14 protein-coding genes are annotated in these 10,704 nt (G+C 72.1%); 10 read left to right on the top strand and 4 right to left on the bottom strand.

Annotation, left to right across the window (positions count from 1 at the left end; genetic code table 11):
- Positions 1-245 precede the first annotated feature (245 nt).
- From ACZ38L_RS36765 to ACZ38L_RS36755, 3 genes are all read left to right on the top strand, one after another.
- Positions 246-1,100, top strand: coding sequence for a DUF1259 domain-containing protein (locus ACZ38L_RS36765; RefSeq protein ID WP_465701929.1), 855 nt, complete (start codon positions 246-248; stop codon positions 1,098-1,100).
- Positions 1,101-1,207: 107 nt separating this feature from the next.
- Positions 1,208-1,933 (top strand): alpha/beta hydrolase family protein, encoded by a 726-nt coding sequence (locus ACZ38L_RS36760; RefSeq protein ID WP_465701927.1) that lies wholly within the window; start codon positions 1,208-1,210, stop codon positions 1,931-1,933.
- A gap of 134 nt (positions 1,934-2,067) precedes the next feature.
- Positions 2,068-2,673, top strand: coding sequence for a TetR/AcrR family transcriptional regulator (locus tag ACZ38L_RS36755; protein ID WP_465701925.1), 606 nt, complete (start codon positions 2,068-2,070; stop codon positions 2,671-2,673).
- Between the two features lie 404 nt (positions 2,674-3,077).
- On the opposite strand, the gene ACZ38L_RS36750 is transcribed toward ACZ38L_RS36755, so the two are convergent.
- The gene (locus tag ACZ38L_RS36750; RefSeq protein ID WP_465701923.1) at positions 3,078-3,437 is read right to left on the bottom strand and encodes an alpha/beta fold hydrolase; all 360 of its coding nucleotides are present in this window, start codon (positions 3,435-3,437) and stop codon (positions 3,078-3,080) included.
- 207 nt (positions 3,438-3,644) lie between these two features.
- Here ACZ38L_RS36750 and ACZ38L_RS36745 point away from each other — a divergent pair, with 207 nt between their 5' ends.
- From ACZ38L_RS36745 to ACZ38L_RS36735, 3 genes are read left to right on the top strand one after another with little or no spacing between them, the layout of a single operon-like run.
- Entirely contained in the window at positions 3,645-4,079 is a 435-nt protein-coding gene (locus ACZ38L_RS36745) for a hypothetical protein (RefSeq protein WP_465701933.1), read from the top strand.
- Positions 3,968-4,306 carry an FAD-dependent monooxygenase gene (locus tag ACZ38L_RS36740; protein ID WP_465701921.1) on the top strand — a complete coding sequence of 113 codons (339 nt, stop codon included), beginning with the start codon at positions 3,968-3,970 and terminating at the stop codon, positions 4,304-4,306. The genes ACZ38L_RS36745 and ACZ38L_RS36740 overlap by 112 nt, the downstream gene beginning before the upstream one ends.
- Positions 4,303-4,899, top strand: a complete 597-nt coding sequence (locus ACZ38L_RS36735; protein ID WP_465701919.1) for an FAD-dependent monooxygenase — start codon at positions 4,303-4,305, stop codon at positions 4,897-4,899. The genes ACZ38L_RS36740 and ACZ38L_RS36735 overlap by 4 nt, the downstream gene beginning before the upstream one ends.
- Positions 4,900-5,150: 251 nt before the next feature.
- On the opposite strand, the gene ACZ38L_RS36730 is transcribed toward ACZ38L_RS36735, so the two are convergent.
- Positions 5,151-5,354, bottom strand: coding sequence for a hypothetical protein (locus ACZ38L_RS36730; RefSeq protein WP_465701917.1), 204 nt, complete (start codon positions 5,352-5,354; stop codon positions 5,151-5,153).
- Between the two features lie 174 nt (positions 5,355-5,528).
- Between ACZ38L_RS36730 and ACZ38L_RS36725 the strand changes: the two genes are divergently transcribed.
- Both ACZ38L_RS36725 and ACZ38L_RS36720 read left to right on the top strand, forming a co-directional pair.
- Complete coding sequence (locus ACZ38L_RS36725) at positions 5,529-6,641, top strand: molybdopterin-dependent oxidoreductase (RefSeq protein ID WP_465701931.1); 1,113 nt, start codon at positions 5,529-5,531, stop codon at positions 6,639-6,641.
- Positions 6,638-7,111, top strand: coding sequence for a hypothetical protein (locus ACZ38L_RS36720; RefSeq protein WP_465701915.1), 474 nt, complete (start codon positions 6,638-6,640; stop codon positions 7,109-7,111). Before ACZ38L_RS36725 ends, ACZ38L_RS36720 begins: the two co-directional genes overlap by 4 nt.
- Positions 7,112-7,409: 298 nt before the next feature.
- On the opposite strand, the gene ACZ38L_RS36715 is transcribed toward ACZ38L_RS36720, so the two are convergent.
- Positions 7,410-7,778: a 2Fe-2S iron-sulfur cluster-binding protein gene (locus ACZ38L_RS36715; RefSeq protein WP_465701913.1), complete on the bottom strand. Its 369-nt coding sequence runs from the start codon at positions 7,776-7,778 to the stop codon at positions 7,410-7,412.
- Positions 7,779-8,393: 615 nt separating this feature from the next.
- Between ACZ38L_RS36715 and ACZ38L_RS36710 the strand changes: the two genes are divergently transcribed.
- Positions 8,394-8,744: a PRC-barrel domain containing protein gene (locus ACZ38L_RS36710; RefSeq protein ID WP_465701911.1), complete on the top strand. Its 351-nt coding sequence runs from the start codon at positions 8,394-8,396 to the stop codon at positions 8,742-8,744.
- A 187-nt stretch (positions 8,745-8,931) separates the two neighbouring features.
- Positions 8,932-9,951 carry a YdcF family protein gene (locus ACZ38L_RS36705; protein ID WP_465701909.1) on the top strand — a complete coding sequence of 340 codons (1,020 nt, stop codon included), beginning with the start codon at positions 8,932-8,934 and terminating at the stop codon, positions 9,949-9,951.
- Between the two features lie 566 nt (positions 9,952-10,517).
- Here ACZ38L_RS36705 and ACZ38L_RS36700 read toward each other — a convergent pair.
- A partial coding sequence (locus ACZ38L_RS36700; protein ID WP_465701907.1) for a CsbD family protein occupies positions 10,518-10,704 on the bottom strand: 187 nt, incomplete at its 5' end.

Raw genomic sequence — 10,704 nt, 5'->3', positions numbered from 1 at the left:
CCCCCCCCCCCCCCCCCCCCCCCCCCCCCCCCCCCCCCCCCCCCCCCCCCCCCCCCCCCCCCCCCCCCCCCCCCCCCCCCCCCCCCCCCCCCCCTTCCCCCCCCCCCCCCCCCCCCCCCCCCCCCCCCCCCCCCCCCCCCCCCCCCCCCCCCCCCCCCCCCCCCCCCCCCCCCCCGGTGCCGGTGCTGGCCGGCTTGGGGCTGGATGCCGCCGCGGGGCGGGCCGCAGCCCATGATCCCGGCAGTATGGGGCTGGTCAGGCCGGTGCCGACCACCGAGGCGCACTGGGGCGAGATCGTGCGGGTGCTCGGCAGGCCGGGCCACCTCATCCGCGGGATCTACCACCACACGCCCTTCCCGCGGCACGACCTGCGCGTGGCCTGCCGCAGCGTTGCCGTCACCCCCGGGCTCGCGCTGGGTGCGCACGTCTCCTTCGCCCGGTACGACGACGGCAGCACGCTGATGATGGGCGATCTGGTGGTGACCGAGGTCGAGCTGTCGGCGATGACCGACGCCCTGCAGGCCCACGGGATCGCCCAGACCGCCATCCACAAGCACCTGCCGTCACACCGGCCCGACCTCTGGTGGACCCATGTCTGTGCGCACGGCCATGATGCCGTGGCGCTCGCCCGCGGGCTGCGGAGCGCGCTCGACCGTACCGGCACTCCGCCGCCGCACCCTCCTCGACCGCACCGGCCCCTCGATCTGGACACCGCCGGCATCGACGCCGCGCTGGGTGCCAAGGGCACGAGCGGCGACGACGTCTATACGTGTGTCTTCGTCCGCCGCGAGACCGTGAGCGACGAGGGGCACGTCCTGCCGGCCGGCCTGGGCGCGACTTCGGCCTTCAACTTCCAACAGCTCGGCAGGGGCCGGGCCGCGCTCAGCGGCGACCTCTGCATGGTCGCCGCCGAGGTCCAGAAGGTCCTCACGGCGCTACGGCGGGGCGGCATCGAACTCGTCGAACTCCACAACCACGGTCTGACGGACGAACCGCGCCTCTTCTTCACCCACATCTGGTCGGTGGGCGACGCCGTGGAGCTGGCCAGAGCGGTCCGTTCCGCGGTCGCCGTCACCAACGTGGTACCGGCCTCCATCTGATCTGATCGGCGGCCGGCGCAGGTCTTCCCCGTCGTGCCCGACGAACGCGACTGGACGACGAGCGCGCACCAGGTTCCCGCCCCCGCGCGAAGCGGCAGCTGGAACGGGTGCACTTCCTCGGCGCACTCGCCGGACAGGAACGCGGCTACCACGTCCTGACGTTCGACGGCCCCGGGCAGGCCGCGGCCATCCACCAGGACGGGCTGGTGTTCCGGCCGGACTGGGAGAACGTGGTCGGTCCCGTCCTGGACTTCCTCGCCCGGGACTCGGGTGTGGATCCGGCCCGCATCGCGCTGCTCGGCGTCAGCCTCGGCGGCTACCTCGCGCCCCGCGCGGCGGCCTACGAGCCGCGTGTGGCGGCCGTCGTCGCCGTCGACGGTGTCTTCGACGCCGTTTCCGCGCTGACCGCGCAGCTCCCGCTGCCGCACGAGGAGGCCGTGCGGCGCGCGGCCGCCGAGCACGACGAGGAACTGGACCGCATGCTCGCCCACGCCCGCACGCGGAACCCGATCCTGCGCTGGGCCTGCGACCACGGCCGCTACGTCACCAGGACCTCGACCGACCGGGAGTTCCTCGCGGAGTACGCCCGCTACACCTTCGACGACGGCAGCGCGAGGAAGATCGCCTGCCCGGTCCTGATGTGCGAGGCGACCGACGACCTGTACTACTCCGCCACCGAGGAATCCGATCCGCGCAAGCTCTACCGGCACCTCACCGCACCCAAGAAGCTTCTGAGCTTCACCGAAGAGGAAGGCGGAGACGCCCACTGCCACCCGGGCGCCCTGCGGCTGGCGGTGGCGCGCATCTTCGACTGGCTCGACGACACGATCTGACGCGTCGCGCGTCAGGCGGACCGGCCGGCCGCCGCGCCCGCGCTCGGGAGGGGCGGCCGGCCGGTCCGCCACTCGTGTGCGGCGGCCGAATATCATTCCCGGGGCCGGGACCGGCCGGAGACCGAGGAGGACCTGTGGATCAGCGCCCAGAGCGCGCGGACGCCCTGCGCAACCGAGAAGCAGTCCTGGCTGCCGCCGACGCCCTCTTCGCCGCCAGCAGCAGCCCCCACAGCGTGTCGATGGACGACATCGCGACGGCCGCGGGCGTGGGCAAGGGCACCCTCTTCCGCCGCTTCGGCGACCGCGCCGGCCTGATCGGCGCCGTGATCGCCTCCCGCCTCGAACCCCTGCGGCAAGCCGTGTGCGAGGCACCGGACGCGGCCGGGTCCTCACCGCGGCAGCGGGTGCTGGACCTGCTCGACGCCTCACTGCACTTCAAGATCGAGAACCGGAACCTGATGGCGGCCGCGGAGGACGCCGGGCTCAGCAGCCCCTACCAGGCCGAGCACTACGGCTGGTGGCACGGAATGCTGCGTGCGGCGCTGGGTCAGCTGCCCGGCGTCCACGACGCGGACTTCACCGCCCACGCGATGCTGGCCGCCATCCGCGCCGACCTCGTGGCACACCTGATCGACGACCAGAAGATGACATCTGACGGTCTACGCTCCTCACTCGCGGCCTACGTCGACAACGTCCTCGGCTCCAGCTCCGCTTCGCCCGGCACGCGCGGGGAGGCATGAGCGACCACTCCCCGGGTCGTGGACGCCGCACACTCATGTGGCGGTGTGCTGCGGGGTCTTTGAGGGACAGTCGCCTGTCCAGGTGCTCCGTCATCAGGGTTCGGGCCCTGGCCGTCGATGTCCCCGCGTCCTGCGATCCCGGACGGCACACCCGGCTCGGCCAACTCCCCGTTCCGACTGTCGAAGTGGGCGAGCACGGCCGACCGCGCCCCGGCGAGCACGGCCGCGAAGAACGGATGCAGCGGCGGTGCTGGCCGGATGTGCATCGGGCCGCTCGTGCGGTCGAGGCTCAGGTTGCCGATCCGCCTGGCGCGGCTGAGCGGCACGCCCTGGTAACTGGCCTTGCTGATGGTGCTGTTCAGTACGGTGTTCGGCTGGGTGATGTCCGCCCCTGTCTGCCGACGTCAGGCGTCGAGTGTGGAGACCCAGTCGCGCAGGACCGCGACATACGTCTGCGGGTCGCTCTGGTGCATGACGTGACCCGCCTTCGGAAACGACTTGTAGTCGAACCGCTGCCCGGCCCGGGTGATGAGCTCGCGCACGTGCCGGGCCTGGAGGGCCGAGATGGCCCCCTGCAGTCGGCCCGACTCCTCGTCGACCTTCCAGAAGTGATGCGGGAACAAGCCGGGCACCTTCACCGACGCGAGCATCCGGGCGTGGTCGCAGGAGGCGCTGGCCGAGCCGCTGGCGAAGGCGCGGGCCCACTCGGGGTCGTACTCCTTCCAGGTCCGGGGCGGTTCGTCCCCGCCCATGAAGTCGCCCATCCGCGCAGCGCACCAGCCACTACCAGCGCCGGGCCGCCCAGCAGTCGTGATCAGGACCTACGGCTGGGGCACCAACCCGACGAAGCGGGATGTCTCAACCCAAAGTTGGCAGAGAGGGACCTGAACCCGGACGAATCAGTGGCATCATGGCCGTGCTCCCATCAACAAGCCCTCGTAGCAACGCAGATGAAAGGCAGGGAGAGACGGATGAGGGTCAGTATCGTGGGTGGCGGAATTGCCGGGCTCACCTGCGCCCTGAGCCTGCACGCCGCTGGCTTCCAGCCCCGGGTGAGCGAGGCGGCGCGGACGATCGAGGCGGTAGGCGTGGGGATCAACCTGCTGCCGCACGCCGTCCGGGAGCTCGTCGAGCTCGGCCTGGCTGACGAATTGGCCGCTATCGCACTGCCCCCACGTCAGCTGAGCTACCGTGACCGGTCGGGTGAACCGGTGTGGGAGGAGCCGCTCGGACTGGCGGCCGGCTACCACTGGCCGCAGTATTCCGTACACCGCGGTCGCCTGCACATGATGCTGTGGCGGCGGTGCGCGAGCGCCTGGGGCCGGTTTCCGTCCGCACCGGCCTGCTGTTCCAGCGCTTCGAGCAGACGGCAAGCGGCGTTCGGGCCCACTTCTTGGACCGCATGAGCGGTGTGCCGACGGTGGAGGACGTCGAGTTGCTGGTCGGCTCCGACGGCATCGACTCCGTAGTCCGCGCCCAGCTCTACCCCAACGAGGGCCCCGCACTGGAACGGGGTCCACATGTGGCGCGGGGTCGCACACTACCCGCACATCCTCGACGGCCGGTCGATCGCGGTGGCCGGCGGCGCCCCGGGGGCGAAAATTCGTCGCCTATCCCATCGAGGACGCAGTGACCGAGGGTGGCGAGACCTTGCTGAACTGGGTGCTGGAGGTACGGCACGGGCCCTCCGCCGAACCGCTGGACCGCTCAAACCGTCGCATCACGGCAACGGAGGCCCGCGCCGGCCTGGCGGACTGGAAGCTGCCGTGGATCGACCTGGCAACGCTGGTCGAGCACTCCTCGGCGATCTTCGAGTATCCAATGCTCGACCGCGACCCGCTGCCGTGCTGGAGTTTCGGACGTGTCACCTTGCTCGGTGACGCCGCACACCCGATGTTCCCGATGGGCATGAACGGCGGATCGCAGTCCATCGTCGATGCCCGGGTGCTGGCTTGGTGCCTGGCACAGGAACGCGACCCCGTGACCGCGCTTCGCCGGTACGACCAGGTGCGCCGACCGACCGTCAACGCGATCGTCCTGGCCAACCGGGATTTGGGGCCGGAAGAGATCACCGCGCGAGCCGCAGAGCGCGGCGGGGCGCTGCCCGTCGGCCAGGCCCAGAAGATCGCGAACCGCTACAAGAAGCTGGCCCAGGCCACAGTGGCGCAGGTCAACACCCACCCGTCGTGGACAGTCCCGCGTGATGCCACAGACCTGACACGGTAAGGACCGTGCTGACCCGCCCCACGAACACCCGGGTTCGACAGTCCGCGGGCACACGACCGGCTCTGATCGGTTGTCTTCGCCGGTCAGCGTGGACTGAGCGGTCTAGAGGCGCCGGCTGACGGTCCGTGGAAGCCCGGGCCGCTCAGTAGCCGCCCGCAGACGGCCACGGCCGCGCTGCCGGCCAGCACCAGGGCGGCCACCCGCCGCGTGGGCACGCGCCGCAGAGCCAGCACGGCCAGGGCGAAGAGCGCTCAGTCCGCCGGGTACCAGGTGAGCAGCGGCTCGCTGGCGCCCACCAGGTGGCCGCCACGGGTGAAGGTGTACGCCAACGCGGCGGTGAGCGCCGCGAAGGCGGCGGCGCAGACGGTGGTGGCGAGCACCGGGTGGCGCGGGGCCAGGCCGGCGGTGCGGGAGCGGGAACGGGGGAAGGTAGGGGGTTGCGGACACGTCGTCACCCTGCCGGCGTGCGGTGCGCGAAGGGACGGTGCCGCGGGCAACCGTAGGACTTCCGTAAGCCGCCGATTCCCCCACCGACACCTCACAGCCGGTGTGATGGAGGGGTGCGAGACGACCATCCCACCCCCCGCCCGCGGCGGTTCGACCTGCCGCTGCCCACCCCACCGGACGCGTTGCGGATCGGTCCGCTGCGCGAGGGCGCCTTCCGTTCCAGGTTGCACGATCCGCGTACCGCGGTGGTGATCGGCCGCTGGTTGGGTACGGCGCTGCTCATCTGCTTCCTCACTGGCCTGTACAGCCATGTGCTGCAGGACCCGCCCACCTGGCTGCGTGACCACCTGCCCAGCCGGCCCGTCGGCCTCTACCGGGCCAGCCAGGGCCTCCACGTGATCAGCGGCATCGCCGCCATCCCGCTGCTCGGCGCCAAGTTGTGGACTGTCTACCCGCGGTTGTTCGAGTGGCCGCCCGCGCGCAGCGTCCGGCACGCGCTGGAGCGACTGGGAATCCTGCTGCTGGTCGCGGCGATGCTGCTGGAGCTGTTCACCGGGCTGCTCAACACCCTGCAGTGGTACGTGTGGCCGTTCCCTTTCCGGCAGACCCACTTCTGGCTGGCGTGGATCGCGGTGGGCGGCCTGTTGCTGCACCTGGCCGTGAAGGCGCCCGAGATCGCCGCCCACTGGCGCCGCGAGCGGCCCCAACTGGCCCAGCGCCGCGGCTTCCTGACCGCGGTGACCGCGTCGGTGCTGGCGGTGACCGCGGTGACCGCCGGGCAGACCGTGCCCTGGCTGCGCCGGGCCGACCTGCTGGCCCCGCGCCGCCCGGACATCGGCCCGCAGGGGCTTCCGGTCAACCGGACCGCGGCCGCGGCCGGCACCACGCAGCCGCCCACGGACTGGCGGCTGAAGGTCACCGGTCCCCACTCGTACGAGCTGACCATGGATGAGCTGTTGGCGATGGACCAGTACGAGGCCGAGCTGCCGATCGCCTGTGTCGAGGGCTGGAGCGCCACCGCGCGCTGGTCGGGGGTGCGGATCCGTGACCTGGTGACCCGGGCCGGGGCAGCGCCCACCGCCCGGCTGCGGATCACCTCCCTGGAGACCGCCGGCCCCTACCGGGTGACCGAGATGGAGGCCGACTACGCGCGCGATCCGCTGACCTTGCTGGCGCTGCGGGTCAACGGCGCGGTGCTGGCCCCGGACCACGGTTACCCCGCCCGGGTCATCGCACCGGGCCGGCCCGGGGTGCTGCAGACCAAGTGGGTGGAGCGCTTGGAGGTGATCGCGTGAGGGCGGTGAGCGTGCTGCGCGCCGCGCTGGCTCTGGGCGCGGTGGGGCTGATCGGGTTCGGGGTGCACGGGCTGCTGACCGATCCGTACATCAACGACCCGCTGGACGTCGCGGAGTGGGCGATCGGCGGCGCGGTGCTCCACGACGGGCTGTGGCTACCGCTGGTCTGCCTGGCCGGGGCGGCCCTGACGCGGGCACCGTGGACGGTGCGCGGCGGCCTGGTGGTGGCCGCCGCGCTGACCGCGGTGGGGCTGCCGGCCGCGCTGCACGCGGGGCAGGGGAACGGCAACCCCACCGTGCTGCCGCTGCCCTACCTGCGGAATCTGCTGTGGCTGCTCGCCGCGACCGCGGCGGCCACCCTGCTCGCCGAGGCGGTCAGGAGGGCACGCCGGTCAGGCCGGTGGCCAAGCCGTCCAAGACGTGCGAGCAGACGCGGTCCCCGACCTTCGGCAGCGGCTCGACGGCGCTGAAGAGCACCGTGCCCAGTCGGTCGACGTCGTGCGCGAAGACCTCCAGCACCTCGCCTCGGGTGATGCCCGCACCGGCCTCGACGCCCGCGTCCAGGCGGGCGACCAGGGGCGATCACCGTGTGGCACAGGCCCAGCTCGCGGGCCGGCACCGCTTCGAGTGGCCCATCGTCACGACTCCCGCCCGGCGGGCCGCACGCGGGCTGGGGAACATACGATCCGCCACCGACGCTCCCGGGCGTTCGGACACACCCTGGTGCTGGGCGTGGTCGGGCTCCCCCGCCTCCGTCGCATCTCCCCGTCACACGTCCAGGACGACATCGGTGGCAGGGCGCACGCAGCAGACGAGCAGCCGCCCTGGAGGCGGGAGTTCGAGGGGATCGGGCCGGTGGACGGCCTCGCCGGAGAGGATCGTGGTGACACAGGTGTGGCGGACGCCGGTGCGGCAGGACCATCGCGTCGGTACGCCGCATACCTCGGCCGGTTCGAGTGGGGACGGTGCGGTGGCCTCGCTCCATGGGACCGTCAGGCCGCTGCGGACGAAGGTGACCAGCGGGCCGGTGCCCCCGAGCCCGGGGGTGATGCCGACCCCTGCCGAAATGAGCAGGACCGGCTCGTTGCCGGGGGCGAGCACGAACTCGCCGTGGTGCTGCGGTATCGATGCGCGCACCCGCGTGGATCTTGGTGTGCAGGTATCCGCTGGCCAAGCCCTCCCGTTTGCCGCTGATGCGGTAGGCGCGACTTCCGGACGGTGACGAGAGTGAGTAGCTGCGGACCGGTGACGGGTCGCCGGCCTCCGGGACGCGCACCGTGAGGTACTGGCCCGGCAGTGCGGCTGGCAGCGCGGCACCGTCCTGGGCGACGAGGCGGATGGATGTGATCGTTGGGCTTTCGGGGACAACGGCCTCTACGCGCAGTGGGCGGAACCCGTTCCAGCCCGGCTCGTTCCCGACCGCCGGAGCGGAGGTTCGGGCATCGGACCGCTCTATCGCCAGGCCGTGTGCCACCAACTCCTGCTCCTGCCCGCCGCCCTGATCACCGCCGCCCTCACCGCCCGTGCCCTGTGGCGGCGACGCCATTCCCGAAGTGGCTGCGGAAGCCGAACCTGACGGCCCGTTCGCGTGGAGGGACACCACAACCTGGCCGCGGGCCGGCGACCCCGAACGTCCGGTGCGTCGAGCCCGGAGAGGTTTCGACCGGCGCGGTCGGGTGAGACGGAGGGACCGGCGGCGGTAAGCGCTTCCCGGAAAACCCGGAGCCGGCGCCCCTGACGGGAGGAGATGCCATGAGCACGCGTATCGAGATCTGGGAGTTCCGCTCGACGTCCGGCCACGTCCTCGGAAGCGATCTCGTCGGTTTCCACGTCGAGGCCACCGACGGGCCGATCGGCAAGGTCGACAGGCTGTCGGAGGAGGTCGGCGCCCAGTTCCTGGTGGTCGACACCGGCCCGTGGATCTTCGGCAGGCACGTCCTGCTTCCCGCCGGCACTGTCGTGCGGGTCGAGCAGGAGGAGATGAAGGTCTACGTCGACCGCACCAAGGACGAGGTCAGGCACAGCCCGGAGTTCAGCGCGGACGGCTCCGGCTACCTTGAGGAGTTCGCGGGCTACTACGGGCCGTTCTACGGCGCGATCTGATCCGGACGCGGTCGACCAGACCGTCGCCGGCCCCGGTCACCAAGCGTCGAGCCCGGTTGGGCGAGCACTGGCAGCAGGGATGTCAGCCCGGCCTGCTGTCGTGCCAGGCGCCTTCTCCACCACCGGTAGGTGACCTGCCATCTGTCCGGGGCCGGCCGGCAGCCCGTCACCGTTGCGAGGAGCCGCGATGGTCCCACCTCTCTCCCCCTTCCCCCTGGCGGCCGCACTGGTCCTGGTGGTCTTCCTGCGGCGCTTCCGCGGTGACCGGCGCCGCTTCGGCAACGCTCTCCTCCTGGGCCTGTGCACGCTCTTCCCGTTGGCTGGCTCGGTCATTGAACTGGGCCGCCTCCCCCGCCCGGTGACGCGGGTGGTGACGAGCGGGATCACCGCCGGGGCCGCGGTGAGCGCGGTGGTCATCGCCGGGCTCCTGGTGGCCAACGGGATCCGGATGGTCCGCACCGAAGGTTGCCGCCCGGCCAACCTGCTCTCGCTACTGGCGGGAGCCGCCGTTCTCGTGGCGCTCGGCCTCCTGGTCGTCTTCGCCCACGCCGAGAGAGGCCCACTGCGCGCGGTCGCCACCGCGGCCCTGCTGGTGGCCGGCTACCTCTCGTTCCTCTTCGCCTGCTTCGTCGGCTACGCCCTGCTCTACGAACAGGTGACGGTGCGCCGTTCGGTTGACTTCGTGGTCGTGCTCGGCGCCGGCCTCATGGACGGATCCCGAGTGCCGCCGCTGCTGGTCTCGCGGCTGGAGCGGGCACTGGCCCTGCACCGGCTTCAGGCGGCCCGAGGGCACCCCCCGATGTTGCTGGTCTCCGGAGGCAAGGGTTCGGACGAGCAGGTGCCGGAGGCCGAGGCGATGGCCGAGTACCTGGTGGCGCGCGGAGTCCCGGCGGGACGCATCGTGCAGGAGCGCCTGTCGACGAGTACAGCGGAGAATCTGAAGTTCAGCCGGGAGCTGATGGAGAAGCTCCGGCCGGGCTACCGCTGCGTCATCGTGACCAACGACTTTCACGCTCTGCGGGCCGCCATCACCGCTCGCCGGGCAGGGGTGCCGGGCGAGGCCGTCGGCGCACCGACCGCCTTGTACTACTGGCCCAGCGCGACCCTCCGGGAATTCGCGGCCGTCCTGGTGGCCCACCCCCTCACGAGCCTGGGGGCGTGCGCGCTCCTGGTCTCGGCCGGGGTGCGGGTCGGCTGGCTCGGATGAACCGGCGAGCCCGGCCCGGCCGCCGGCGTTCAACGCGCCGGGCACCGCCGACCCGTCAGCACGGCGAGCACACACCGCGTTCAGCCCTGGGCCGCTGCCGGCCGGCGTCAAACCGCCCGAGCCCGCCCTGGCCGTCCCGATACGCGGCGTTCCGGTCCGTCCCAGGAACAGACGCCGTGACCCAACTCCCGTCCCCGCCAATGTTACGGCGGCCCCAGCCCGTCAGCCCATTTCCGGTAGGCCGGGCCGACAGCTCATCCCCGGCCTGGCGCTGCTGCCCTTCGGCCTCCACGACCCCGTCGGCGGTCACCTCTCCCGGCCGGCTGGCACGCCTCAGTTCTCGTGGCTCCGCAGGGTCTCCTTCAGTTTGGCGACGGCGAAGCCCCAGCCCTGCTGGACGGTCGGCTTGCCGGGCAGGTCGGCGCCCCCGGCCGCCGCCCTCGCTCGGACCCGATCGACCGTTCCCCAAGCGGAGGCCGGACCGGTGTCAGGACCGCGCGGAGGTCCGCCGACCGCGGGACAGATCGGCGGACCCCCGCGCGTTCACGGGAGCGCGATCTCATTCCTCAACGCTTGAAGGCGTCCTTGAGGTGCTCGCCGGCCTGCTCGAGGCCGGCCTCGACCTTGTCGGCCTTGCCCTCGGCTTGGAGGCGTTCGTTGAACCGCCCCGGGTTCGGTAGAGAGCTCAGATGATGGCTGTGACCAGGGGTTTTGCGGTTGCCAGGTAGTAGTTGGTCTCGTACTCGACGGGCG

This window comes from Kitasatospora sp. NPDC024654, assembly GCF_055559155.1.
Note: the sequence above shows the minus strand (reverse complement) of the source record. Positions and strands in the feature narration are given on the sequence as shown.